This is a genomic window from Streptomyces sp. NPDC096046, assembly GCF_040303285.1.
In the GTDB taxonomy this organism is placed as follows: Bacteria; Actinomycetota; Actinomycetes; order Streptomycetales; family Streptomycetaceae; genus Streptomyces.
In genome coordinates, this window is the sequence record NZ_JBEOSZ010000013.1 from 128,015 (window position 1) to 153,497 (window position 25,483).

The 25,483-nt window shown below is 70.8% G+C and carries 24 protein-coding genes and 1 pseudogene; 18 read left to right on the top strand and 7 right to left on the bottom strand.

Annotation, left to right across the window (positions count from 1 at the left end):
* The first annotated feature begins 107 nt into the window (after positions 1–107).
* The 10 genes from ABTX62_RS14660 to pstB all read left to right on the top strand — a co-directional run bounded on the left by ABTX62_RS14660 (position 108) and on the right by pstB (position 10,901).
* On the top strand, positions 108–500 hold the full coding sequence (locus tag ABTX62_RS14660) for a GntR family transcriptional regulator (RefSeq protein ID WP_352116493.1): 393 nt from the start codon (positions 108–110) through the stop codon (positions 498–500).
* On the top strand, positions 497–1,381 hold the full coding sequence (locus tag ABTX62_RS14665; protein WP_352116494.1) for an ABC transporter ATP-binding protein: 885 nt from the start codon (positions 497–499) through the stop codon (positions 1,379–1,381). The genes ABTX62_RS14660 and ABTX62_RS14665 overlap by 4 nt, the downstream gene beginning before the upstream one ends.
* Entirely contained in the window at positions 1,378–2,382 is a 1,005-nt protein-coding gene (locus ABTX62_RS14670) for an ABC-2 membrane transporter-related protein (protein WP_352116495.1), read from the top strand. The genes ABTX62_RS14665 and ABTX62_RS14670 overlap by 4 nt, the downstream gene beginning before the upstream one ends.
* Before the next feature lie 453 nt (positions 2,383–2,835).
* Positions 2,836–5,067 (top strand): RNA degradosome polyphosphate kinase, encoded by a 2,232-nt coding sequence (locus ABTX62_RS14675; RefSeq protein ID WP_352116496.1) that lies wholly within the window; start codon positions 2,836–2,838, stop codon positions 5,065–5,067.
* Positions 5,048–6,115, top strand: coding sequence for a CHAD domain-containing protein (locus ABTX62_RS14680; RefSeq protein WP_352116497.1), 1,068 nt, complete (start codon positions 5,048–5,050; stop codon positions 6,113–6,115). Before ABTX62_RS14675 ends, ABTX62_RS14680 begins: the two co-directional genes overlap by 20 nt.
* Complete coding sequence (locus tag ABTX62_RS14685) at positions 6,112–6,546, top strand: NUDIX hydrolase (RefSeq protein WP_352116498.1); 435 nt, start codon at positions 6,112–6,114, stop codon at positions 6,544–6,546. Before ABTX62_RS14680 ends, ABTX62_RS14685 begins: the two co-directional genes overlap by 4 nt.
* A 247-nt stretch (positions 6,547–6,793) precedes the next feature.
* Positions 6,794–7,918: a phosphate ABC transporter substrate-binding protein PstS gene (pstS, locus tag ABTX62_RS14690; protein ID WP_352116499.1), complete on the top strand. Its 1,125-nt coding sequence runs from the start codon at positions 6,794–6,796 to the stop codon at positions 7,916–7,918.
* A 106-nt stretch (positions 7,919–8,024) separates the two neighbouring features.
* Positions 8,025–9,023 (top strand): phosphate ABC transporter permease subunit PstC, encoded by a 999-nt coding sequence (gene pstC / locus ABTX62_RS14695; RefSeq protein ID WP_352116500.1) that lies wholly within the window; start codon positions 8,025–8,027, stop codon positions 9,021–9,023.
* Positions 9,020–10,081: a phosphate ABC transporter permease PstA gene (gene pstA, locus ABTX62_RS14700; protein WP_352116501.1), complete on the top strand. Its 1,062-nt coding sequence runs from the start codon at positions 9,020–9,022 to the stop codon at positions 10,079–10,081. The genes pstC and pstA overlap by 4 nt, the downstream gene beginning before the upstream one ends.
* A gap of 43 nt (positions 10,082–10,124) precedes the next feature.
* Positions 10,125–10,901, top strand: a complete 777-nt coding sequence (gene pstB / locus ABTX62_RS14705; RefSeq protein ID WP_150481732.1) for a phosphate ABC transporter ATP-binding protein PstB — start codon at positions 10,125–10,127, stop codon at positions 10,899–10,901.
* Between the two features lie 116 nt (positions 10,902–11,017).
* Here pstB and ABTX62_RS14710 read toward each other — a convergent pair whose 3' ends face one another.
* Together ABTX62_RS14710 and ABTX62_RS14715 are read right to left on the bottom strand one after the other, a co-directional pair.
* Positions 11,018–12,016 carry an inorganic phosphate transporter gene (locus ABTX62_RS14710; protein ID WP_352116502.1) on the bottom strand — a complete coding sequence of 333 codons (999 nt, stop codon included), beginning with the start codon at positions 12,014–12,016 and terminating at the stop codon, positions 11,018–11,020.
* Between the two features lie 7 nt (positions 12,017–12,023).
* Positions 12,024–12,644 (bottom strand): DUF47 domain-containing protein, encoded by a 621-nt coding sequence (locus ABTX62_RS14715; protein ID WP_283973399.1) that lies wholly within the window; start codon positions 12,642–12,644, stop codon positions 12,024–12,026.
* Positions 12,645–12,846: 202 nt separating this feature from the next.
* Here ABTX62_RS14715 and ABTX62_RS14720 point away from each other — a divergent pair, with 202 nt between their 5' ends.
* A complete protein-coding gene (locus tag ABTX62_RS14720) occupies positions 12,847–13,215 on the top strand; it encodes a metal-sensitive transcriptional regulator (protein WP_352116503.1) in 369 nt (122 codons plus the stop codon).
* Positions 13,216–13,245: 30 nt separating this feature from the next.
* On the opposite strand, the gene ABTX62_RS14725 is transcribed toward ABTX62_RS14720, so the two are convergent.
* Both ABTX62_RS14725 and ABTX62_RS14730 read right to left on the bottom strand, forming a co-directional pair.
* Positions 13,246–13,413 (bottom strand): hypothetical protein, encoded by a 168-nt coding sequence (locus ABTX62_RS14725; protein ID WP_283973499.1) that lies wholly within the window; start codon positions 13,411–13,413, stop codon positions 13,246–13,248.
* Positions 13,414–13,504: 91 nt separating this feature from the next.
* A complete protein-coding gene (locus tag ABTX62_RS14730; protein ID WP_352116504.1) occupies positions 13,505–14,356 on the bottom strand; it encodes an SCO4651 family lipoprotein in 852 nt (283 codons plus the stop codon).
* Between the two features lie 120 nt (positions 14,357–14,476).
* Here ABTX62_RS14730 and ABTX62_RS37905 point away from each other — a divergent pair, with 120 nt between their 5' ends.
* Positions 14,477–14,665, top strand: coding sequence for a hypothetical protein (locus ABTX62_RS37905; protein ID WP_502997949.1), 189 nt, complete (start codon positions 14,477–14,479; stop codon positions 14,663–14,665).
* Between the two features lie 96 nt (positions 14,666–14,761).
* Positions 14,762–16,321, top strand: a complete 1,560-nt coding sequence (locus tag ABTX62_RS14735; protein ID WP_352116505.1) for an FAD-binding oxidoreductase — start codon at positions 14,762–14,764, stop codon at positions 16,319–16,321.
* A gap of 18 nt (positions 16,322–16,339) precedes the next feature.
* Here the strand turns inward: ABTX62_RS14735 and ABTX62_RS14740 are convergent, their stop codons facing one another.
* The 3 genes and pseudogenes from ABTX62_RS14740 to ABTX62_RS14750 all read right to left on the bottom strand — a co-directional run bounded on the left by ABTX62_RS14740 (position 16,340) and on the right by ABTX62_RS14750 (position 19,174).
* Positions 16,340–17,038: a phosphatase PAP2 family protein gene (locus tag ABTX62_RS14740; protein ID WP_352116506.1), complete on the bottom strand. Its 699-nt coding sequence runs from the start codon at positions 17,036–17,038 to the stop codon at positions 16,340–16,342.
* A 244-nt stretch (positions 17,039–17,282) separates the two neighbouring features.
* Entirely contained in the window at positions 17,283–18,227 is a 945-nt protein-coding gene (locus ABTX62_RS14745; RefSeq protein WP_502997950.1) for an NlpC/P60 family protein, read from the bottom strand.
* Positions 18,228–18,455: 228 nt separating this feature from the next.
* Positions 18,456–19,174: pseudogene (locus tag ABTX62_RS14750) on the bottom strand (trypsin-like serine peptidase).
* A gap of 673 nt (positions 19,175–19,847) precedes the next feature.
* Here ABTX62_RS14750 and ABTX62_RS14755 point away from each other — a divergent pair.
* From ABTX62_RS14755 to ABTX62_RS14775, 5 genes are all read left to right on the top strand, one after another.
* Entirely contained in the window at positions 19,848–20,156 is a 309-nt protein-coding gene (locus tag ABTX62_RS14755; RefSeq protein WP_102913377.1) for a DUF8827 family protein, read from the top strand.
* A gap of 208 nt (positions 20,157–20,364) precedes the next feature.
* Positions 20,365–21,189: a DUF8175 domain-containg protein gene (locus ABTX62_RS14760; protein WP_352116507.1), complete on the top strand. Its 825-nt coding sequence runs from the start codon at positions 20,365–20,367 to the stop codon at positions 21,187–21,189.
* Positions 21,179–22,501 carry a hypothetical protein gene (locus ABTX62_RS14765; protein ID WP_352116508.1) on the top strand — a complete coding sequence of 441 codons (1,323 nt, stop codon included), beginning with the start codon at positions 21,179–21,181 and terminating at the stop codon, positions 22,499–22,501. Before ABTX62_RS14760 ends, ABTX62_RS14765 begins: the two co-directional genes overlap by 11 nt.
* Positions 22,498–24,054 carry an SCO6880 family protein gene (locus tag ABTX62_RS14770; RefSeq protein WP_352116509.1) on the top strand — a complete coding sequence of 519 codons (1,557 nt, stop codon included), beginning with the start codon at positions 22,498–22,500 and terminating at the stop codon, positions 24,052–24,054. Before ABTX62_RS14765 ends, ABTX62_RS14770 begins: the two co-directional genes overlap by 4 nt.
* Before the next feature lie 6 nt (positions 24,055–24,060).
* The gene (locus ABTX62_RS14775; RefSeq protein ID WP_352116510.1) at positions 24,061–25,470 is read left to right on the top strand and encodes an ATP-binding protein; all 1,410 of its coding nucleotides are present in this window, start codon (positions 24,061–24,063) and stop codon (positions 25,468–25,470) included.
* Positions 25,471–25,483 lie beyond the last annotated feature (13 nt).

Consider the following 25,483-nt stretch of genomic DNA (forward strand, 5'->3'; position numbering starts at 1 on the left):
TCTCCTCATCGGACGGCCCGGGTCGAACGGTTCACGAAAGCACGCTTGACTTTCCGGCCCTCCTTCCACCACCCTTTCACTACTCAATTAGTGAAAGGGTGGTTCCGGTGGTCGAGTACCGCATCGACCGGCGCAGCGGCGTGGCCACCTACGTCCAGATCGTCCAGCAGACCAAACAGGCCCTGCGCCTGGGCCTGCTGGAGCCTGGTGACAAGCTCCCCACGGCCCGCGAGGTCGTGGAGGCCACCGCCATCAATCCGAACACGGTCCTCAAGGCCTACCGGGAGCTGGAGCGCGAGGGCCTGGTGGAGGCCCGCCGCGGACTGGGCACCTTCGTCCGCAAGTCCCTGAGCACCGCCCCCGCCGACTCCCCGCTCCGCGGGGAGCTGGACGCCTGGGCGGCCCGGGCGCGCGAGGCCGGCCTGGAGCGCGAGGACGTGGCCGCCCTCTTCACTTCCGTACTCGACGCGCAGTTCGCAGACTTCAAGGGGGACGTATGACCGACACCGCCATCGAGGCGGCGGCGCTGGGCAGGAGGTTCGGGCGACGCCGCGGGGCCGCGCTGGAAGGCTGCGCCTTCCAGCTTCCCGCGGGCGGCGTCTGCGCCGTCACCGGCCCGAACGGCGCCGGCAAGTCCACCCTGCTCGCCCTGGCGGCCGGCCTGATCCGCCCCACCGAGGGCACCATCACCGTCCTCGGCCAGAGCCCGGCGGCGGCCCGCGAGCGCCTCGCCTACGTCGCGCAGGACAAGCCCCTGTACCCCCATCTCACCATCGCCGGCACCCTGCGGCTCGGCCGGGACCTCAACCCCCGCCGCTGGGACGCCCGGACCGCCGAGCGGATCGTCGCGGAGGGCGGCCTCGACCCGGACACGAAGATCCGTGCGCTCTCCGGAGGCCAGCGCACCCGCGTCGCGCTCGCCCTCGCCCTCGGCAAACGCCCCGAACTGCTGCTCCTGGACGAGCCGATGGCCGACCTCGACCCCCTCGCCCGGCACCAGCTCACCGCCACGCTCATGGCCGACGCCGCCGACCGTGGCACCACGATTGTCATGTCCTCGCACGTCGTCGCGGAGCTGGAGGGCTCCTGCGACCACCTGCTGCTGCTCGGCTCGGGCCGCGTCCGGCTCGCCGGGCCGCTGGACGACCTGCTCTCCGCGCACACCCTGGTCACGGGCCGGACGGGCGACGCCCTGGCCCCGCACACCGTGGTCGAGTCCCGCACCACCGGCCGCCAGCTGACCGCCCTGGTCCGGCCCGCCGGCCCCCTCGGCGACGGGCTACGGGGCGACCGCCCCTCCTTGGAGGAGGTCGTTCTGGCCCACCTGCGCTCACCCGACACCCCACCGCTCCAACTCGACGCGCGGGAGGCCGCCGTATGACCGCCATGACCGAGCGGGCACCCGCGACCACCGCCCGGCGCTCCCCGCAGTCGCGCGGCCTGCTCCTGGCCATGCTTCGGCTGCACCGCACGGCGCTGTACTTCTGGCTCGGGCTGGTGGCGGTGGCCGGCGGGGCACTGCTGTGGGCCATCGGGCCGGGAGCGGACGCCGCCTGGGCCGAGTACACCGACCTGGGCTGCGGCGGGCCCCGCCCGAACCTGGGCTGCGACTCCCCGGGGCCCGCGAACGTCCGCTACCAGACGGCCGTGGCAGTCGGCACCGGCCTCCTCGGGCTCCTCCCCCTGCTCACCGGCGCGTGGGCGGGCGGGGCGCTCATCGGCCGCGAGCTGGAGAGCGGCACCGCCCGACTGGCCTGGACCCAGTCGGTCTCCCCGGCCCGCTGGCTGGCCGCCAAGCTCGCTGTCCCGGCCCTGCTGCTGCTGGCGGGCACGTTCACGCTGACGCTGCTGCACCGCGTGCTGTGGTCGTCGAACCGTTCCCTGATCGGCGCCATGGGCTGGCGCGCGTGGCACGACGACGGCGTCTTCGAGGTCAACGGCACCATCGCCGCCGCCCAGGCCCTCGCCGCGCTGGCCGTCGGCGTCCTGGTGGGCCTGCTGGTGCGCCGGACGCTGCCCGCCCTCGGCGTAGCGGTCCTGGCCGTCTTCTCGCTCAGCAGCCTCCTCGACGACCTGCGCCCACACCTGTGGCCGGTGGAGACCGTCGTGACGGCCCCGGACACGACTCCCGGCTCCGGCGGCATGATCGTCGAGGACGGTGCCCTGACCGCCACCGGTGCCCGCGTCACGTACCCGGCGTGCACGGGCGAACCCGCTTGCGACGCCGAGCACGGCATCACCCACTACTACGCCGACCACCACCCGGCCTCCCACTTCTGGCCCCTCCAGCTGGTGGAGACCGGCATCCTCCTCGCCGTCGCCGCCCTGGCCACCGGAATCGCCTTCGCCGTGCTGCGCCGCCGCACGGGAACCGCCGTATGACCGCAGCGGCCCGCCCCGCCCTCCACCGGGGCGGCCCGCTGCGGGCGGTGCCGCGGACCCACCGTGCGGCCCTCGTCCTGTAGCGGCGAGGGCCGTGCCGGCGGCGGGCAGGGCCCGCGCTCCACGGAGTGATGGACGCGCGGCCCGCCCCTCCGGGACACTCCCGGACGTGCGGCGCCCCCGAATGCCGTCCACAGCCTGTGGACAGCCGCCCGGCCCCCTCACCCGGCCCCGCGGACCCCCGCGAGCCGCCCCCCGCTATCCCGCACGTCATGTCCCCGTAACCGTCGATTCAGACGAGCTTGCGAAGCTCGGCCAATGAATCCCGCCGTGCCCGAGCCTCCCCCGCCCCGCGAGGGTCCCGAGGGAAACGGGAGCACTCATGTGACACCCCCGCTCCCGCCCGCGCTGTCCGACGCGCCCGTGATGCTCGCGGCGCGGAAGAATGGGTCCATGAGCCAGCCGAAGACCCAGGCACAGGTCCAGCACGCGCAGCCCTCCGTGGGCTCCATAGCAGCCCACCGCCCCCACACGGTGTCGGCGGCGGTCTCCGATCTGGAACCGGACATCGACGCCGACCTCGACGCGTACGAGGAATCGCCGTACGACGGGCCCCAGCTGCCGCAGGGGCGGTTCCTGGACCGGGAGCGCAGCTGGCTCGCGTTCAACGAGCGGGTCCTCGAACTCGCCGAGGACCCGAACACGCCCCTGCTGGAGCGGGCCAACTTCCTCGCGATCTTCGCCAGCAACCTGGACGAGTTCTTCATGGTCCGGGTGGCCGGACTGAAGCGCCGTATCGCCACCGGCGTGGCCACCCGCTCCGCCTCCGGCCTCCAGCCGCGCGAGGTGCTGGAGATGATCTGGGCCCGCTCGCGCGAGCTCATGGCCCGGCACGCCGCCTGCTACCACGAGGACGTCGCCCCCGCGCTCGCCGAGGAGGGCATCCACCTGGTCCGCTGGAACGAACTGCAGGAGAAGGAGCAGGCCCGCCTGTTCACCCTGTTCCGGCACCAGATCTTCCCCGTGCTGACCCCGCTGGCGGTCGACCCGGCGCACCCCTTCCCGTACATCTCCGGCCTGTCCCTCAACCTGGCCGTCGTCGTACGGAACCCGGTCACGGGCCACAAGCACTTCGCCCGCGTGAAGGTGCCGCCGCTGCTGTCCCGCTTCCTGGAGAGCTCCCCGGGCCGCTACGTCCCCATCGAGGACGTCATCGCCGCCCACCTGGAGGAGCTGTTCCCGGGCATGGAGGTCCTGGAGCACCACGCCTTCCGCCTCACCCGCAACGAGGACCTGGAGGTCGAGGAGGACGACGCCGAGAACCTCCTCCAGGCCCTGGAGAAGGAGCTCATGCGGCGCCGCTTCGGGCCGCCGGTGCGCCTGGAGGTCGAGGAGTCCATCGACCGCGAGGTCCTGGACCTGCTGGTGCGCGAGCTGAAGATCGGCGAGGCCGAGGTCTACCCGCTGCCCGGCCCGCTGGACCTCACCGGCCTGTTCCGCATCGCCTCACTGGACCGGCCCGAGCTGAAGTACCGCAAGTTCGTCGCCGGCACCCACCGCGATCTCGCCGAGGTCGAGTCGGCGTCCCCGCCGGACATCTTCGCCGCGCTGCGCGAGCGGGACGTGCTGCTGCACCACCCGTACGACTCCTTCTCCACCTCCGTCCAGGCCTTCCTGGAGCAGGCGGCCGGCGACCCGGACGTCCTCGCGATCAAGCAGACCCTGTACCGCACCTCCGGCGACTCCCCGATAGTCGACGCGCTCATCGAGGCCGCCGAGACCGGCAAGCAGGTCCTGGTGCTGGTCGAGATCAAGGCCCGCTTCGACGAGCACGCCAACATCAAGTGGGCGCGCAAGCTGGAGGAGGCCGGCTGCCACGTGGTCTACGGCCTGGTCGGCCTGAAGACCCACTGCAAGCTGTCGCTGGTGGTCCGCCAGGAGGGCGAGACGCTGCGCCGCTACAGCCACGTCGGCACCGGCAACTACCACCCGAAGACGGCCCGCCTCTACGAGGACCTCGGGCTGCTCACGGCCGACCCCCAGGTCGGCGCGGACCTCTCGGACCTCTTCAACCGCCTGTCCGGCTACTCGCGCCGGGAGACCTACCGCCGGCTGCTCGTGGCGCCCAAGTCGCTGCGCGACGGCCTGGTCTCGCGGATCACCAAGGAAGTCCAGCACCACCGTGCGGGGCGCCCCGCGTACGTCCGCATCAAGGTCAACTCGATGGTCGACGAGGCCGTCATCGACGCCTGCTACCGCGCCGCCCAGGCGGGCGTGCCGGTGGACATCTGGGTGCGCGGCATCTGCGCGGTGCGCCCGGGCGTGGCGGGCCTGTCGGAGAACATCCGGGTCCGCTCGATCCTCGGCCGCTTCCTGGAGCACTCCCGGGTGTTCGCCTTCGGCAACGGCGGCGAGCCCGAGGTGTGGTTCGGCAGCGCCGACATGATGCACCGCAACCTCGACCGCCGGATAGAGGCCCTGGTCCGGGTCACCGACCCGGCCCACCGGGCAGCCCTGAACCGGCTGCTGGAGACCGGCATGTCCGACTCCACCGCCTCCTGGCACCTCGGCCCGGACGGCGACTGGACCCGGCATGCGACCGACGCGGACGGACAGCCCCTGCGCAACGTCCAGGAGATGCTCATAGACGCCCGGAGGCGCCGGCGTGGCACAGCGACACCTTGACCCGACGAGCCCCCTGGCCGGGCCCGCCCCCACCGGAGACACCCTCGCGGGCTATCTGCGGGCCCAGGCCACGGAGTTCCTCCGAGCGCTGCGCCTGCACCGGGAGACGGGGGCGGGGGCGAACGGCTCGGAGGGGTCCGCCGAGGCGGCCCGCGCCCTGCGCCGCTCGGCCCGCCGCGTCAGCGCCGGCCTGCACACCTTCCAGTCCCTCCTCGACACCGACTGGTGCGAGGCGATGCGCCCCGAACTCGCCTGGGTGTCGGGGACGCTGGCCATGGAGCACGCGTACACGGCCCGGCTGGAGCGCCTGCTGACGGCGCTGCACCGCCTGTCGGGTTCCACGGCCCGTCCGGCGCAGACGGGTGCGCGGGCGGGCGCGACGGCACCCGCCGAGGCCGGTGCCCCCGCCCAGGAACGCGGCGATCTCACCGTGGGCGCCGCCAAGGCGGGCGCCCTGCTCGACCGGCAGCTGACCCTCGCCCGCACCCGGGCCCATTCCACGGCCCTGCAAGCCCTGGGCAGCAGCCGCTTCCACGCCGTCGCGGACAAGGTCGCCGTCCTGGCCAGCGAGGTCCCCCTCACCAGGACCGCCGGCGGCACCGACCTGCGCCCCCTCGCCACCGCCGCCCAGGACCGCCTCGCCGACGCCGTGGCCGCCCTCCCCCTCGTCACCGCCGGGAACCCGTACAACGCCGCGGCCCTCGTCCACGGCCTGTCCCCGGACACGGTCCCGCATCCGCAGGACGCGCCGTGGCACCAGGTCCGTCTGCTGCTGCGCCTGCACCGCTACGCCCGCGAGGCCGTCAGCGGCCCCCAGGGCAACGCGGTGGTCGACCTGCGCCTGCTCTCCGCCGGACAGGCTCTGAACCGGCACCGTGACGCCTCGGAGGCGGGTGCGGCGGCGGCCCAGGCGGCCCGCACCCCCCGGATCGCTCCCGCCACGGCGTACGCCCTGGGCGTGCTCCACGCCGACCAGCGGCACGAGGTGGAGGCGGCGCGCTTCGCGTTCCAGCAGTGCTGGCAGACAGAGGTGGTGAGCCCCGGATGAGCCCGGATGTCCCCGGCACCACCGTCCGGGCGGCCGGCTGCGTCCTGTGGCGCCGCACCGCCACCGGCGAGTTGCGGCTGTGCCTGGTCCACCGGCCGAAATACGACGACTGGTCCTGGCCGAAGGGCAAGCTGAAGCCCGGCGAGGAGGCACTCGCGGGTGCCCTGCGCGAGGTGGCGGAGGAGACGGGCTGCCGGGCCGAGCCGGGCGCCGAGCTGTCCGACCAGCGCTATCTGGCCGACGGCCGTCCCAAGCACGTCCGCTACTGGGCGGCCGAGGCTCTGTCCTGTGCGTTCTCCCCGACGGACGAGGTGGACCGGGTCCTGTGGCTGGCGCCCGCCACCGCGCGTGCCCGTCTCACCCGGCCGGACGACCGGCCCCTGGTCGACGAACTGCTGGCCGTTCTGCGTCCGCCCCGGACCGCCGGCTGACCGGACGGTCCCGTTTCGTCCGCGAAAGCGCGATGCCGTCGCGCTCTCCCCGTAAGCATTCCGTGACCTCACCAGGCCTTAGGCAGGGGTTCACCCCTCGTTCATGTGCGGCCATCGGCGCCTTCACCTGATCTGCCTAATTTCGGCCTTACCGACGCGAGCCGCGCCTGCTGAGTGCGACCGCGTCAGCGTCACTCAGACTTCGCACGCCGCCGATTCAGGACGGCGGCTCCTGGAAGGAACTCAAGTGAAGCTTCAGCGCATGAACCGGCGGGCCCTCGCTCTCGGTGCTCTCGCCGTCTCCGGCGCCCTGGCCCTCACGGCGTGCGGCTCCGACGACACCGGCAACCCGGGCGAAGGCTCCTCCAACGCCGCCGCCCAGAGCAACATCAAGTGCGACGACGCCAAGGGCCAGCTGCAGGCGTCGGGCTCCTCCGCGCAGAAGAACGCGATCGACGCGTGGGTCAAGCAGTACACCGCGGCCTGCAAGAGCGTGCAGGTCAACTACAACCCGACCGGCTCGGGCGCGGGCATCACCGCGTTCCTGCAGGGCCAGACCGCGTTCGCCGGCTCGGACTCCGCGCTGAAGCCCGAAGAGGTCGAGCAGTCCAAGAAGGTCTGCACCGGCGGCCAGGCCATCGACATCCCGATGGTCGGCGGCCCGGTCGCCGTCGGTTACAACGTGGAGGGCGTCGACAACCTCGTCCTGGACGCGCCCACCCTCGCCAAGATCTTCGACAGCAAGATCACCAAGTGGAACGACCCGTCGATCGAGAAGCTCAACCCCGACGCCACGCTGCCGGACCTCAAGATCCAGGCCTTCCACCGCTCGGACGAGTCCGGTACGACGGACAACTTCACCAAGTACCTGAAGGCCGCCGCGCCGAAGGACTGGAAGTACGAGCCGGGCAAGGCCTGGGAGGCCAAGGGCGGCCAGTCCGCGCAGGGCTCCTCCGGCCTGGCCCAGCAGGTGAAGCAGACCTCGGGCGCGATCTCGTACTTCGAGCTCTCCTACGCCAAGGACGGCATGAAGACGGTCAGCATCGACACGGGCGCCTCCAAGCCGGTCGAGGCCACCCTGGACAACGCCACCCAGGCCATCGCCGCGGCCAAGCAGGTCGGCACCGGCAAGGACCTCTCCCTCGAGCTCGACTACGCGACCAAGGCCGAGGGCGCCTACCCGATCACGCTGGTGACCTACGAGATCGTCTGCGACAAGGGCAACAAGGCCGACACGCTCCCCGCGGTCAAGTCCTTCCTCGGCTACATGGCCTCCGAGGACGGCCAGGGCCTGCTGAAGGACGCCGCCTACGCCCCGATGCCCGAAGAGGTCATCACCAAGGTCCGCGAGACCGTCAACGGCCTGAGCTGACCTGAGTGTGCGGCCCGGTCCCGACCGGGACCGGGCCGCATCGTCCGGTGCACCGCCGCCAGGAGCCCTCCCGCACACGGGACGGCTCCGCAGACCGGAGAACCCGATGGACATAACGACACAGAATCCCAGCGCACCACCCAAGCCGTCCGAGGCCGAGCAGAAGCGCGCCGCGCGCGGCGCCACCCGTCCCGGAGACCGGATCTTCCTCGGCCTCTCCCGCGGGTCCGGCATCCTCGTGCTGGTGATCATGGCCGCCATCGCGGCCTTCCTGACCTATCGCGCCGCCCTCGCGATCAGCAAGGACGAGGCCAACTTCTTCACCACCTTCGAGTGGAGCCCCAGCGGCACGCCGCCGGTCTTCGGCATCGCGGTCCTGGCCTTCGGCACCATCGTCTCGTCGATCATCGCCATGGTCATCGCCGTGCCGATCGCGGTCGGCATCGCCCTGTTCATCACGCACTACGCCCCGCGCAAGCTCGGCGGCCCCATCGCGTACGTGATCGACCTGCTCGCCGCGGTGCCGTCCATCGTCTACGGGCTGTGGGGCGCCCTCGTGCTCGTGCCGCACCTGGACGGGCTCTACGGCTGGCTGGACGACTACCTCGGCTGGACCGGCCTCTTCCAGTGGAACGGCGGCGCCGCCCGCTCGCTGTTCACCGTCGGCATCGTGCTCGCGATCATGATCCTCCCGATCATCACCAACGTGAGCCGCGAGGTCTTCCGCCAGGCCCCGCAGATGATCGAAGAGGCGGCCCTCGCCCTCGGCGCGACGCGCTGGGAGGTCATCCGCATGTCCGTCCTGCCCTTCGGCCGCTCCGGCGTCATCTCCGCCTCGATGCTCGGCCTCGGCCGCGCGCTCGGCGAGACCATGGCCGTCGCCATGGTGCTCTCGCCGACCTTCGACATCACCACCAGCCTGCTCAACCCGGGCGGTGGCACCTTCGCCCAGAACATCGCCAGCAAGTTCAACGAGGCCACCGAGCTGGGCCGGGACGCGCTGATCGCGTCCGGTCTCGTGCTCTTCGTCATCACCCTGCTGGTCAACGGCGCGGCCCGCCTGATCATCGCCCGCCGCAAGGAGTACTCGGGGGCCAACGCATGAGCAACGCAACCCTCTCCGGCAAGCAGCCGAGCGCCCTGCGCGGCGCGACCCTGCCCAAGTGGTTCGCCTGGGCGGTGGCCGCCGGCTCGATCGCCCTCGGTCTCGGCGTCAGCGCAGCGGCCGGGCTGCACAGCGACATCCAGTGGGCTTTGATCGCCGCAGGCCTGTTCGTCCTCGGGTCGTACGCCATCTCCGCGCGCGTCGAGGGCAAGCGGCAGGCCAAGGACCGGACGGCGACCAGCTTGGTGTGGGTCGCGTTCCTCCTCGCCGTCATCCCGCTGATCTCCCTGATCTGGGAGACCGTGAAGCGCGGTGTCAAGGTCTTCGACCTGTACTTCCTCACCCACTCCATGGGTGTGGTCGCCGACAGCGAGCCCGGCGGCGGTATCTACCACGCCATCCTCGGCACGCTGGAGCAGGTGGGCATCGCCACCCTGATCTCCGTGCCGGTGGGCGTGCTGACCGCGGTCTACCTCGTCGAGTACGGGCGCGGCAGGCTCGCGCAGGCCGTCACCTTCTTCGTCGACGTCATGACGGGCATCCCGTCGATCGTCGCGGGTCTGTTCATCCTCAGCATCGTCCTGATGCTCGACCTCGGTCCCACCGGCTTCGCCGGTTCGCTGGCCCTGTGCATCCTGATGATCCCGGTGGTCGTCCGCTCCACGGAGGAGATGCTCAAGCTCGTCCCCAACGAGCTGCGCGAGGCGTCGCTGGCGCTGGGCGTGCCGAAGTGGCGCACCATCCTGAAGGTCGTCATTCCGACGTCCCTGGGCGGCATCACCACCGGCGTGATGCTCGCGATCGCGCGCATCACCGGGGAGACCGCTCCCGTGCTGCTGCTGGTCTGGGGTACGAACTTCATCAACGCCAACCCCTTCAAGGACCCGCAGGCCTCGCTGCCGATGTACATCTACCTGCAGTACGCCAACAGCGGTGGCTCCGGCGCGGCCTACGACCGGGCCTGGGCGGCGGCGCTGACGCTCATCGCGTTCATCATGGTCCTGAACCTGGCGGCCCGCGGCATCGCCCGCTGGAAGGCCCCGAAGACCGGTCGCTGAAGCGGCCATACAGCGACTGACTGAGTCTGGAAGTGAAGTAGTCATGGCCAAGCGAATCGACGTAAGCGGACTGACCGCCTACTACGGCTCCCACAAGGCGATCGAGGACATCTCGATGACCGTCGAGCCGCGCTCGGTGACGGCGTTCATCGGCCCGTCCGGCTGCGGCAAGTCGACGTTCCTGCGCACGCTGAACCGGATGCACGAGGTCACCTCGGGCGGCCGGGTCGAGGGCAAGGTGCTCCTCGACGACGAGGACCTCTACGGATCGGGCATCGACCCGGTGTCCGTGCGCCGTGAGGTCGGCATGGTGTTCCAGCGGCCGAACCCGTTCCCCACGATGTCGATCTTCGACAACGTGGCGGCGGGCCTGCGGCTGAACGGCAACTACAAGAAGAACGAGCTGTCGGACATCGTCGAGCGGTCCCTCAAGGGCGCGAACCTCTGGAACGAGGTCAAGGACCGCCTGAACAAGCCCGGCTCGGGCCTGTCGGGCGGCCAGCAGCAGCGCCTGTGCATCGCGCGGGCGATCGCGGTGGAGCCGAACGTCCTGCTCATGGACGAGCCCTGCTCGGCCCTGGACCCGATCTCCACCCTGGCGATCGAGGACCTGATCGGCGAGCTGAAGGAGCGCTTCACGATCGTCATCGTGACGCACAACATGCAGCAGGCGGCGCGCGTCTCCGACCGCACCGCGTTCTTCAACCTGTCGGCGGTCGGCCAGCCCGGCAAGCTCATCGAGATCGACGACACGGAGCGCATCTTCTCCAACCCGTCGATCCAGGCGACGGAGGACTACATCTCCGGCCGCTTCGGCTGATCCGGCCCGCCGAGTCTCCTCGCGGTGCTGCATGGCGGTGCCACCGCGAGGCCGAAAAGGGCCCGCCCCCGGCTCCCGGGGGCGGGCCTTTTCGCGTCCGCGGCGGTACCGGCCGGTTACAGGAAGACCAGCTGCACGATCCCGTAGGACGCCGCGGCCACCAGTGCGGCCGCCGGCATCGTGATGAACCACCCCAGGATGATGTTCTTGGCGACGCCCCAGCGCACGGCGTTCACCCGCTTCGTGGCCCCGACGCCCATGATCGCGGAGGTGATCACATGGGTCGTGGAGATCGGCGCCCTGAACAGGAACGCCGAGGTGAACATGATCGTCGCGCCCGTCGCCTCCGCCGCGAAGCCCTGCGGCGGGTCCAGCTCGATGATCTTCCGCCCCAGGGTCCGCATGATCCGCCATCCACCGGCGTACGTTCCCAGCGACAGCATCACCGCACAGGCGACCTTGACCCACACGGGAATCGGATCGCCGTAGTCCTCGACATCGGCGATGACGAGCGCCATCACCACGATGCCCATGGTCTTCTGCGCGTCCTGCAGACCGTGCCCGAGCGCCATGCCGGCCGCCGAGACGGTCTGCGCTATCCGGAAACCCCTCTTGGTCTTGTGCGGGTTGGCGTTCCGGAAGAGCCACATGATGGCGGTCATCACCAGATAGCCGGCCAGCAGACCGACCACCGGGGAGATGAACATGGGGAGGACGACCTTCTCCAGCACCCCCTGCCAGTAGACCGTCGTCCCGCCGGCCAGCGCGGCACCGACCATCCCGCCGAACAGCGCGTGCGAGGAGGACGAGGGCAGCCCGAAGTACCAGGTGATGAGGTTCCAGACGATCGCGCCCACCAGCGCGGCGAAGAGGATCCCCATCCCCTTCGACCCCGTCGGTGTCTGGATCAGGCCCTCACTGACCGTCTTGGCGACACCGGAGCCCATGAACGCACCGGCGAGGTTCATCACCGCGGCCATGGCCAGCGCGGCCCTCGGCGTCAGCGCACGGGTCGAGACGGACGTGGCGATCGCGTTCGCCGAGTCGTGGAAGCCGTTGGTGTACGTGAAGAAGAGCGCGACCCCGATGGTCACGACCAGAGCAAGGTTGTCCATGAAAGGTTCAGGACTCCTTGACGGCGATGGTCTCCACCGTGTTCGCCACGTGCTCGAAGGCGTCCGCCGCTTCCTCCAGCACGTCCACGATCTGCTTCAGCTTGAGGACGTCCATCGCGTCGTACTTGCCGTTGAAGAGGTGCGCCAGGAGCTTGCGGTGGATCTGGTCGGCCTGGTTCTCCAGCCGGTTGACCTCGATCCAGTACTCGGTGAGGTTCTCCATGGTGCGCAGGTGCGGCATCGCTTCGGCGGTCAGCTCGGCGGCGCGCGCCAGGACCTCGATCTGCTGCTCGACGCCCTTGGGCAGTTCCTCGACGTTGTAGAGGACGACCAGGTCGACGGCCTCCTCCATGAAGTCCATGATGTCGTCGAGGGACGAGGCGAGGGTGTAGATGTCCTCGCGGTCGAACGGCGTGATGAACGAGGAGTTCAGCTGGTGGAAGATCGCGTGCGTGGCATCGTCACCTGCGTGTTCCGCTGCCCGCATACGCTCTGCGATCTCGGCCCGGGCGGGTGTGTCCGCCCCGAGCAGTTCCATGAGGAGCTTCGAGCCCGTGACGATGTTGTCCGCGGAGGCGGCGAACATGTCGTAGAAGCTCGTCTCCCTGGGGGTCAGACGAAAGCGCACGTGGGGTCCTCGGGGTGCTTCGGTTTCGGTCAGGCAGATGCTAGGCGCAACATCCGGCCACGGCTATCGGCCGCCCACCAGTGTCGCCCATGGGGCACCGTGGTGAGCACGGGGGCGGTTCCAGGGCCGTATACCCAGCAAAGTTCGGTACCATATACCTACCAGGGGTATATGTCGGCTCCCTGCCCACCAGGAGGAAGCGATGACGGACGTGACCGACACCACAGATGTCGCTCGAGTCACCCCCGGCACCGCCGGTGCGGACGCGACGCCCGATCACGACCACGGTGTGCACGGGTACCACCAGCAGAAGGACGAGCACCTCAAGCGCCTGCGCCGTATCGAGGGCCAGATCCGCGGCCTGCAGCGCATGGTCGACGAGGACGTCTACTGCATCGACATACTCACGCAGGTCTCCGCCTCCACCAAGGCCCTGCAGTCCTTCGCCCTGCAACTGCTGGAGGAGCATCTGCGGCACTGCGTCGCCGACGCCGCCCTCAAGGGCGGTGACGAGATCGACGCCAAGGTGAAGGAGGCGACCCAGGCGATCGCCCGCATGCTGCGGACCTGACCCGGGCCCGGGCTCGCGAGACGCCCGGATTCAGCGCCGTGCGGACTCCCGCTCCTCGGCCACCTTCAGCACCTCGTCGATGCTCTCCAGGCTGAGCCGCTCCTGGGCCGCCGAGGCCGCGATGATCAGCTCCCCGCACAGCTCGATCTCGGCGAGGGCCACGTGGTCCTGAACTGCCGTACCGCCGACCGGAGCCACGTGCGTCACCTCGTCTCTGCCGTCACCGGCTTCCTAGAGTAGGGAGCGGCCTACACACCGCGCATGGCACGGACGGGCTAGTTCACGCCGGTCACTCCTCGGCGATCTCGCCCGCGTAGATGTCGTCCGCGTGCGGCAACCGTACGCGCACCGAGGCCCCGAAATCGTAGAGCAGGGTGGTGGAGGCGACGGCCACGGGGCTCTTCTGCTGCCCGTTGAGGAAGCTGAACCGGTGCCTGACCTTGCGGATGCGCCCCTCGTCGTCGAGGTAGGCGTCGAAGGGCACGTCCGCGGTGGCGAACCCCTTGGCCGCCGCTTTCAGGGACCCCTTGTTCCCCTTGGACGCACGCCGGGCCGCGTCGGAGAGGTCCGCCGTCCCCCGGTAGTGCCGCACCCCGGTCCCCGCGACCTCCGTCCGGCCCACATACGTCGCCGTCCGCGTCCCGAGCAGCACCTCGGCCGCCGTGAACGGATCGGTGGCCCCGCCGGTGACGAGGTTGCCGTCGGACAGGGTCCGCGTGTCCACCCGCACCCATTTGTCCGCGGGCACTCCGGCGCCCCGGTTCTTCATGAACAGCGCGCCCGGTGCGAGCAGCTCGGTGATCGGCCGGCGCTCGGCGGCCCCCGCGGGATCCTGCGGCAGCAGCACCTTGAGCCGCCCCCTCCGCTCGCGGTAGTCGTACACCCCCGCGCCCCGGATGGTGACCCGCGTCCCGCCGGCGGCCATCTCCATCGACGTACGGGCCTTGGAGCTCCCCGCGTCGGTGAGCCGGTCGGCGGCCTGCCGCAGCGCGACGACCGCGTCCCCGCCCCGGGAGTCCCCGGCGACCGCGTCGCCGCCCGCGCACCCCGCGGTGCCCAGCCCCGCCCCGGCCAGGACCCCGGCCGCGACGAACGCCGCACCCGTCCGCCTGTGCCGCCGTTCCCGCTGCCGCCCAGTCATCGCCTGCCTACCCCCAGCCGGTACGTCCGTCACGGGCCCCCTCGTTGTTCCGGTTAACGACGGGTGTGTGCCCCCGTCACGCCAGTCCGCCCCGACCGCCGCACCCACCGTTCACCTGTGATGGGTAACGTTGCCGTCGTGGCGCAGCAGGACGGGCTGGAACCTCCCCCCAACCTCCCCGAACACCGCACGACGACCATGGAGAAGGGTCATTTCTGCGTGGCTCACTGCATCTGCGGGTGGCGCGGCCCGGCGAGAAGAGCGAGAAGCCAGGCGCGCACGGACGCGGAGAAGCACGCGACGGGTTGACGCCCGCGGTGGACGCCGCCGCGGGCAGGCGCCCGGACCATGGAACCCGCACCCCCCATCACCCCGTCTCCCAGGACGGAACCACCGGGAGGCCTCATGGAACGGCGCACGATCCTCACCGCCGGCACGGCGGCCATCGCCATGGCCGCGACCCCCTTCACCACCGCCTGCACCCCGTCGGGCACCCGCTCCGGGGCCACGGCCACCGCCACCGACGCCGTGCGCACCGCCACCACCTCACGGTCCACCGCCGCGAACTGGGCCGCCCTGGCGCGGGACCTCGACGGCCCCCTGATCCGCCCCGGCGACGCCGACTGGCCCGCGGCCAGGCAGCTCTACAACACCCGCTTCGACAGCCTGAAGCCCGCCGCGGTCGCGTACGTGTCCCATCCGGACGACATCCGCACGGCCCTGGCCTACGCCCGCGCCCACGCCCTGCGGGTGGCGATCCGCAACGGCGGCCACTCCTACGCCGGATGGTCCTCCGGCGACGGCCGTCTGATCATCGACGTCTCGAAGCTCAACCGCGTCCGGGCCTCCGGCACCACCGCCGTGGTCGGCGCCGGCGCCAAACTCATCGACGTCTACCGGGCCCTCGCCGCGAAGGGCGTCACGATCCCCGCCGGCTCCTGCCCCACCGTCGGCGTCTCCGGCCTCACCCTCGGCGGCGGCCACGGCGTGGTCTCCCGCGCCTACGGCCTGACCTGCGACAGCCTCACCCAGGCCACCCTGATCACCGCCGACGGCACACGGCTCACCGCCGACTCCCGCGAGAACAAGGACCTCTTCTGGGCCCTGCGCGGCGCCGGCAACGGCAACTTCGGTGTCGTCACGGAGCTGCGCTTCCGAACGCATCCGGCGCCGCAGGGCGTCTCGGCGTACCTGTCCTGGCCCTGGCCGAAGGCGGCGGCGGTGGTGAAGGCCTGGCAGGAGTGGGGGCCGTCACAGCCCGACGAGATCTGGTCGTCGCTCCACCTCGCCAATGCCGCGGGCGGCACCCCGACCGTCTCGGTCGCGGCCTTCTCCCTCGGCACCCACGGCGAGCTGAAGAACGCCGTCGACCGCCTGGCCGACCGCGTCGGCGCCCCGGCCCGCAGCGTCTCCCTGAAGCGCCGCTCGTACGAGGAGTCGATGGAGGTGTACGCGGGCTGCTCCTCGTTCCCGACGGACGCGCAGTGCCATCTGCCCGGCTCCACCCCGGGCCGCTCCCCGAAGGGCGCGCTCGGCCGCGAGACGTACGCCGCCGCCTCGGACTTCTTCGACCGCTCGCTGTCCACGGCCGGCATCCGCGCCCTGCTGTCGCAGATCGGCTCGGTGCGCGGCGGCACGGGCAGCATCGCGCTGACCGCCCTCGGCGGAGCGGTCAACCGCGTCTCCCCCACGTCCACGGCCTTCGTCCACCGGCGTTCGCGGATGCTGGCCCAGTACATCGCCGCCTGGCGAGCCGGGACGGGCGGTGCGACGGCCCGCGCCTGGCTGGCCTCCGCCCACCAGGCCATGCGGCCCCACGCCTCGGGCGCGGCCTACCAGAACTACACCGACCCGACCCTGAGGGACTGGCGCAAGGCGTACTACGGAGACGCGGCGACCCGCCTGACCACACTGAAGAACCGGTACGACCCCGACCGCTTCTTCACCTTTCCCCAGGCGCTGTGAGCCGCTCGCGCCTCCGCGTCAGGCGGCGAGGTCCCTCTCCGAGGCTCGCTCACTGTGAGCCTCGGGAATCACGGTGTCCTCTCCGCCGGCCCGCCCTCTGGCGCGCACCAGCCACCCCGCCCGGGGCGACCGCTCGACGGCCCGCACCACGGGCGTCAGCAGGGCCATGGCAAGCGGCGACAGCAGCAGCGCCACAGCCGTCCCCAGCGCGAACCCGCCGACGACGTCCGTCGGATAGTGCACGCCCATGTAGACGCGGATGAACCCGCCGAACAGCGCGAGCACCAGCCCGGCCAGCCCGAACCTGCGGTTGGCGACGAACAGGCCGACCGCCAGCGCCATGACGATCGTCGCGTGGTCGCTGACGAACGAGTAGTCGGTCTTGCCCTTGACGAGCACCTCGAGGCCCTGGTGGTCGAGGAACGGGCGGGGCCGCTCCACGAATCCCCGTATCGGCACGTTCACCAGTACGGCGATGCCCGCCGCCAGCGGCGCCCAGACCAGCGCCGCGACGGTGGACGCGGCGTCCTCGTCCCCGCGCCGCCTGACGGTCCACCAGCACCCCAGCACGAGCAGGACGATGGCGAGCAGCAGCCCGTACTCACCGACGAACTCCATGACGCGGTCGAACCACGGCGGCGCGTCCTTGGCCAGGCCATTGATGTCGTACAGCAGGTCGACGTCGGGGTTCGACCCGGAATCGGCGAGTCCAGCCATGGTGCTGCGGCCCCTTCGTCGTCTCTCCCGGCGCACTGTGCGTGCGCCGCTCCCGCCACCCCCGTGGTTGTAGATCCGCTTCCGCCGCACGTGTGCGGGACACGTGCCGATGAACGTCTGCTCGGCTACGTCAACAGGAACGCATGGTCCCCGCCGATACGTTCCACACTCCACCGAATGATCACGCAGACGTTATCGAAGAGAGACACGTCTTCGCAGCTCAGGGGGTTGGTTAACACACGGTTCACACCGTGGTGGGCAGTGCTTTCGCGCCATCTTCGGTGACACGGGTGGCTCCGAAGTAGTCAGGCGTGTCGATCGGGTCGAATCGGATGACGGCGCCGGTCCGGGGCGCGTCGATCATGTACCCACCTCCGACGTAAATGCCGACATGCCGGATGGCGCGGGAATTGGTGAGGTCGTCCGAGAAGAACACGAGGTCGCCGGGGAGCAGTTCGTCCCGCGAGGGGTGCGGACCGGCGTTGTACTGGTCGTTGGCGACGCGCGGCAGCTTGATGCCCACGCGCGCGTAGGCGGCCTGGGTCAGTCCCGAGCAGTCGAAGCGTCCGCCCTGCTCAGCGGTACCGGTGCCGCCCCAGAGGTAGAGGGTGCCGAGCTTCTTCTGCGCGTACTCGATCGCGCCGGCGGCCTGCTCGGAGGGGTCGACCCGCCCCGCGGGCGCGGCGAAGCTCTCCGACAGGGCCGTGATCCGCTTCACGTAGTTCCGGGTCTCGCTGTACGGCGGCACACCGCCGTACTTGATCACCGCGTAGGCCCCCGCGTTGTAGGCGGCCAGCATGTTCTCGGTCGGATTCCCGCCAACCTTCTTCACGTAGGAGGCGAGTTCGCAGTCGTAGGAGGCGGCGGAGGGAATCGCGTCCGCCGGGTCCCACACGTCGCGGTCGCCGTCGCCGTCACCGTCGATGCCGTGACTGGCCCAGGTGCCGGGGATGAACTGCGCTATGCCCTGCGCGGCGGCGTGGCTCTGGGCCCTCGGATTGAAGCCGCTCTCCTGGTAGAGCTGGGCGGCGAGCAGGGCCGGGCTGATGGCGGGGCAGAGGTTGCCCCACTTCTGCACGGTGGCCGCGTACGCGGCGGGCACCGACCCCTTGGCCAACGCTTTCGTCCCACCGGCCACGCCGCTGGCCAGGTTCCCGGCGACGAGGTAGACCCCGACGACGAGCAGCATCACGAAGGCCACGGCGGAGCTGATCGCAACACTCGCCACGATCCACGCCTTACGCACCGTCAACCGCCCCTCGCCGCCCAGGAGTCCGTGGGTCAGTGTAGAGGCGGGCGCCACGCCGGGGAATGATCACGGGGAGGAGAGTCGGGGGCGGACGGAGGAACGGGGCACGGCACGGGCAGCACGGCGAGGGCACGGCGGATGGCGGGAGGCGCACGGGATCGCGGCGCGTCACGGTGGTTCTCCGGCCGCTTCCCGGTACAGCCGCTCCGCCGCCGCGCCGAGGACCACGGTGCAGGAGACACCGGAGGTCGTGCCTCCCTGGTCGTGACCGCGGAGGACCCCGACGACCTGACCGTCGCCGTTCACCCAAGGGCTGCCGCTGGTCCCCACCGAAGCCGGGGCACACGATGCGCTGCTGGGCGCGGCGGCCGTGGGCCGCCGGCTCGGCGGTGCAGCGGACGGGCGTCTCGCGGGTGTCGGGGCACCCGGTGACGGTCACCGCGGTGGCCCCCGCGGCCGTACCCGTCACGAACCCGCCGCCGCCGACCACGTCCTCGACCCCCGCACCGCCTCGCGCGGCGACCGCTACGTCGCTGTCCTCGTGCCGTCCCTCGACCCACCCGCGCGGCAGGAAGCGCCGCACCACCGTCCAGTTCCCGTAGGGCGCGCGCCCGTCGCGGTAGCCCGGCACGAAGACCAGCCCGCGTCGCCGCCCAGGCAGTGCGCGGCGGTGACGATCAGGTTCCGGTGCGGTGCGTCGACCACGGACGCGGTGCGGAAGTGCCCGCCGGCCGGCCGGGCCGCCCGTGCGGCGGGACGAGGACCCCGATCCGGGCGCCCCGCGCGGTGACGGTCACGCCGAAGGGCCCGGCCCCGTCGTCGGCGGTCGCCGTGGACGCGGTGAGGAGAGCGACGAGGACCACGGCGATGGACAGGACGCGCTTCACCGGAGCGGCGGCTGTGGCGGGTACCCCACCGGCTCCTACCCGGCGAAGTTCCCCTACGCGAACACCACCGCCCTGAGCGACGTCACCAGCGTCGGCAACGGCAGCCGCGCCACCGGCTGCCTCCGCACCGCCCGGACGGGCTACGACGGCCCGACCGGTGCGGCCGCCCAGAAAGGGCCTGGCGCCTTCACCGGCTGACCTCCCCGCCCGTGACGGAACGTCACCTCGGGACGCCACCCGGAGCCGTCGGGGCTCGGGGCCGCCGCGGAACGAACGGGCAACGGCGACCCCGCCGCGCCCCGTTCCCCTTGCCAGGTAGCCTTCACCCGGGGAACACCGGCGCGACCACTCACCCGACCAGCCGTCAGAAACAGCCGTCAAAGGTGAAAAAGGCCGCAAGAGGGCACAACGACGGAACCGCACACCAGATTCCGCTCAGGCCTCATTGCCCGGTGTGACCTGCCGTGATACACAGAGTGACCATACGATCCTTCGCACACCGCCCGTCGCCCCCACTAGGGCCCGGCACGGAACGGTGGCAAGGTGTTCGTACGAATTCCGCCAAACAATGACGCCAAGTCGACATCCGACAGCATCATTGTCGGCGAGAATGAGGCCTGACCTCTGCATGCCCGCAGAGGATGCGGACTATCCAACAGGGGCGGTGACTTACGTGCTCTTTGCGGCCGACAAGGGAGACATCAACACCATCATCGGCGGGATCGCTCCGGACTGGGGCCCCTTCGGCAACCTGGGCAACGAGGCGAAGGTGATGATCGAGGTCGTGATGGCGGTGGCCATCCTGCTCTGCCTCGGCATCGCCATCTGGGGCGCCGCCAAACAGCGCATCGGAGCCACCGCCCTGCGGGACACCTTCAGCGCGGAACAGGGCAAGGGCCTCATCATCGCGGGCCTGACGGGCGTCTTCATCATCGGCTCACTCGGGACACTGTTCACCATCGTGTACGGCATGGCCGTATAGCCCGGGCACCGTCCGCCCGCCGGGCACACCCGGTTCCCTCTCCATCCCACCCGCCCGTCGTGCCCACCGGCTGAGGTTGCGTCTCCCTGATGTCGAGTCACCACACCGCGCCCGCGCGGGAACCAGCGCGGCTACCGTCGTACGAGGAGTATGAGAAGTACGACCGGTACGAAGCGTTTCCGCACGACGTCGAGGGGGCGTACGCGGCATGAGTCTCGGTGACGACCACGGGTCCTCCGGCGGCTACGCCGGCACGGGCCAGACCCGCACCCGCCTGCCCGACTCCGGCGACGCCTTCGGCGACCCCCGCCGCCGCGGCTCGTCCCGCAGCCTGGTCACGGTGGTGGGCGTGGTGGTCCTCCTGATCGCGGCGATCGCCTTCGCGAACCGGGGGGGTGGCGACAGCGAGGCCGGTGGCTCCGGCAGTGACAAGGCGGAGAGCTCGGCGACAGCGCCCACGGGACAGCAGCCGGTCACGTCCAAGACCGGCGACATCGCCACGGGCTACGCCCATACAGAGCAGGGCGCCCAGTCCGCAGCCACCAACTACGGCGTCGCCCTCGGGTCGGCCGACATGTACCAACTCGAAAAGCGGCACGCGATCGTCAACACCGTGTACGCACCCGATGTCGCCGCCGCCCAACTCCCCGAGTTCGACCGGGTCTACTCACAGGAGAGCTTCCTCGAGAAGCTCGGCCTCACCAAGGACGGGACCGCGCCCGACGGCCAGACCTTCGTCTCGCGCGTCGTCCCGGTCGGTACCAAGGTCACCTCCTACAACAACAGCACAGCCTCGGTCGCGCTCTGGTACACATCCCTCTTCGGCCTGTCGGGTGAGGACTCCAAGAACCCCGTGACGGAGAGTTGGTACACCACGACCTACCAGCTGAAGTGGGTCGACGGTGACTGGAAGGTCACCGGCTTCACCCAGAAGGACGGCCCGGTCCCGGTCGGGCGCGACCAAAGGGCCTCCACCGCTGAGGACATGAGCAAGGCCGTCGAGGGGTACGGAGGGTTCACCTATGCCCGGTAGGCATCACGTACTCAAACTCGGCGCCGCGGTCGCAGCGGTGCAGACGGCCGCGGTGCTGCTGGCCACCCGTGCATTCGCCGCGCCCACCCCCAGCCCCTCACCCAGCAACAACGCTTGCGACCTCCTCAGGGGCGAGGCCAGAGAAATCTGCGAGGGCGACACCGGCAGCGGTAGCGGCAGCGGGACCTCACGGTTCGACCCCGCCTCCACCCTCGACCCCCTCTCCTCCCTCGCCAAGGGCTGTGCCGACGCCGCGTCCTGGACCGTCGACAAGCTCAGCGACGCCGTGAAGGAGACCGCCAACGTCGACTTCACGAACCCCAAGTTCCTCCAGCAGTACGCCGTCGTCTTCGCCGCGTCGACGATCCTCACGCTCCTGCTCTGGCTCCTGGCCGTCGCCAAGCGGGCGGTGCGCGGCGTCCCCCTCGCCACCGCCCTGTCCGAAGCCATCGGCTTCCTGTGGCTCACGGTGCTGGCCTCCGCCTTCACCCCCCTGATCCTCTACACCGTCGTCTCCGCGACCGACGGCATCACCGAGGTCCTCGCCAAAGCCACCGGCGACCAGACCGACGCGTTCTTCGGCACCTTCTCCGAGGCCCTCAAGAAGGGCGAGGACATCGGCGGCGGCCCGATCATGCTGATCGTCGTCTCCCTGGTCAGCATCCTCGCCGCCGGCGTCCTCTGGCTGGAGCTCGTCATCAGGGCCGCCCTGCTCTACGTCGGCGCCCTCCTCGGCACCGTCGTCTACGCCGGCCTCGTCGACAAGAACCTGTGGGGCCACGTCCGCCGCTGGGCCGGCATCATGATCGCGGTCATCCTCATCAAGCCGGTCATCGTCATCGTCCTCGGCCTCGCCGGCGCGCTCTCCGCCGACGACGGCCCCGACGCCTTCTCCGCCGTCGTCTCCGGCCTCGCCATCATCCTGCTCGCCATCTTCGCCAGCGCGATGATCTACCGCTTCGTACCCGGCTTCGGCGACGAGATCGCCGGCTCCCGCAACAACCGCATCATGCGGGGCGCCGAGGGCAAGGCCGCGGCCGTCATCAGCTCCCCGGCGTCCCTGGTCGCGCAGGGCATCAAGACCCACAGCTCCCGCGCCGACCACAACGGCGGAGGCAGCCAGTCCTCCGCCCCCCGCCCCAGCAACCCCGCCTCCGGCGGAGTCGCCGCGCACAGTGCGCGCACCTCGAACGGCGGCGGATCTGTCCCCTCCGCCGCCCCCGCCCCCCGTTCGAGCAGCCCCGTCAACACTCCCCACGCCAGCAACACCCGCAACAGCAGTACCAACCGCACGGGAGGTGAAGGGCGTTGACGACCGAGTCCCACGTGTCCCATCCGGTCACGCCCCGCCGGACGTATCTGATCGGCCGCGCCCGGCCGAACGCGATCATCGGCCGCAACCGCGAGACCGGCGAGATCGCCCTGATCGTCGTGGGCGCGTTCCTCGGCATGATGTGCGGGCTCCTCGTCCCGGTGCTGTCCCTGCGCATCGTGCTGCTCGCAGGGTTCCCGATGCTGGCCCTGGCCGCGGTGTACGTGCCCTACAAGCACCGCACCTTCTACAAGTGGTTCGAGATCAACCGCAGCTACAAGCGGACCCTCAAGCGGGGCACCACCTACCGCTCCGCCGTCATCGAGGCCGGCACCCGGCTGGACGGCCGCGAGGTGGAGGTCGGCCCGCCCCCCGGCATCGGCCGCATCACCTGGCTGGCCGCCCCCTTCGGCCCCGACGAGATCGCCGTGCTCCTGCACGCCGACCGCAAGACCGTCACCGCCGCCATCGAGATCGAGGGCCCGGGCGTCGGCCTGCGCGACAGCGAGGACCAAGAGGCCCTCGTCGACCGCTTCGGCACCCTGCTCAAGCACGTGGCCAACGGCGACGGCTTCGTCACCCGCATCCAGATGCTGGCCCGCACCCTCCCGGCCGACCCGGACGCCCACGCCAAGGACGTCGCCGTCCGCGGCGACGACAAGGCCCTGCCGTGGCTCCAGGAGTCCTACGACCAGCTCCAGTCGATGGTGTCCACCAGCAGCGAGCAGCACCGCGCCTACCTCGTCGCCTGCATGCACTACACCCGCGATCTCGCCGCCGAGGCCAACGCCATGGCCCGCGCCGCCCGCGCCCACGGCGGCAAGGTCGACCGGGACGCCGGACTCGCCGTCGTCATGGCCCGCGAGCTCACCGACATCTGCTCGCGCCTGCAGGAGGCCGACATCCGCGTCCGGCAGCCCCTGGGCCAAGGACGGCTGTCCTCGCTGATCCACTCCATGTACGACCCGGACCACCCCATCGACCACATCCAGGCGATGACGAAACGCAACGCCTGGCCGGCCGAGCTGGACGCCATGGAGCCCACCTACCTCCAGGCCAAGACCCGCGAGTCCTCCACCCGCGCCCCCTGGTGCCACGCCACCGCCTGGGTGAAGGAGTGGCCGATGACCCCCGTCGGCGTCAACTTCCTCGCCCCGCTCCTCGTGCACACCCCGGACGTCATCCGCACGGTCGCCGTCACGATGGACCTCGAACCCACCGAGGTCGCCATCGAGCGCATGCTGACGGAGAAGACCAACGACGAGGCCGAGGCCTCCCGCGCCGCCAAGATGAACCGCACCGTCGACCCGCGCGACGTGGCCGCGAACTCCCGGCTCGACCAGCGCGGCGAGGACCTCGCCAGCGGCGCCGCCGGGGTGAACCTCGTCGGCTACATCACCGTCTCCTCGCGCTCCCCCGACGCCCTCGCCCGCGACAAGCGGACGATAAGGGCCTCGGCGGGAAAGTCGTACCTGAAGCTGGAGTGGTGCGACCGCGAGCACCACCGCGCCTTCGTGAACACCCTTCCCTTCGCCACCGGCATTCGGAGGTAGGACCTGATGCGGGATCCGCTGTCCGTCCTCACCGACGCCTTCACCTCCTTCCTGTTCGGGAAGGTGGAGACGACCAGGCTCCCGGTGCGCACGTCCACGGGCCAGGCCCAGGCGGTCTACCTCCCGACCGCCGCCCCGGGCCTCGGCGACTCCGGCGTCATCATCGGCCGCGAGGTGTACTCCGGAAAGGGCTACATCTACGACCCCTTCCAGCTCTACGGCCAGCAACTGCCCGCCCCCCACTGGCTGGTCCTCGGGGAGTCCGGCAACGGCAAGTCGGCGCTGGAGAAGACGTACGTCCTGCGCCAGCTCCGCTTCCGCGACCGCCAGGTCGTCGTCCTGGACGCCCAGGGCGAGGACGGCGTCGGCGAGTGGAACCTCGTCGCGCAGGAGCTGGGCATAACCCCCATCCGGCTGGACCCGATGGCGGCCCTGGACATGGGCATCCGCCTCAACCCGCTCGACCCCGCGATCACCACCACGGGCCAGCTGGCCCTGCTCCGGACGATCATCGAGGTCGCGATGGGCCACGGCCTGGACGAGCGCTCCGGCTTCGCCCTCAAGGTCGCGCACGCCTACGTCAGCGAGACGATCGTCGACCGCCAGCCGGTCCTGACCGACATCGTCGAGCAACTGCGCCACCCCGAGCCCGAGTCGGCCGAGGCGATGAACGTCGCCATAGACGACGTACGGGCCTGGGGCCTGGACGTCGCCCTGGTCCTGGACCGCCTGGTCGACGGTGACCTGCGCGGCATGTTCGACGGCCCCACCACGGTCGGCATCGACCTGGACGCCCCGCTCATCGTCTTCGACCTGTCCCACATCGACCGCAACTCCATCGCCATGCCCATCCTCATGGCCATCGTCGGCGTGTGGCTGGAGCACACCTGGATCCGCCCCGACCGGAAGAAGCGCATCTTCCTCGTCGAGGAGGCCTGGCACATCATCAACAGCCCCTTCGTCGCCCAGCTCTTCCAGCGCCTGCTGAAGTTCGGCCGCCGCCTGGGCCTGTCCTTCGTAGCGGTCGTCCACCACCTCTCGGACGTCGTCGACGGCGCGGCGGCCAAGGAGGCGGCGGCGATCCTGAAGATGGCGTCGACGAGGACGATCTACGCCCAGAAGGCCGACGAGGCGAGGGCGACGGGACGGGTGCTGGGGCTGCCCAGGTGGGCGGTGGAGATCATCCCGACGCTCACCCCCGGCATCGCCGTCTGGGACGTCAACGGCAATGTCCAGGTCGTCAAACACCTGGTCACGGAGACCGAACGCCCCCTGGTGTTCACCGACCGCGCGATGACCCAGTCCTCCGCCGACCTCGCGGACGACGCCCTGCGCGCCGCCGAGATCGAGGCGGAGGAACGGGCCGCGGCCTTCGTGGAACACCACCTGGGCGACTCCGAATCGACGGTGGCGTAGGCGCAAGGGGAGG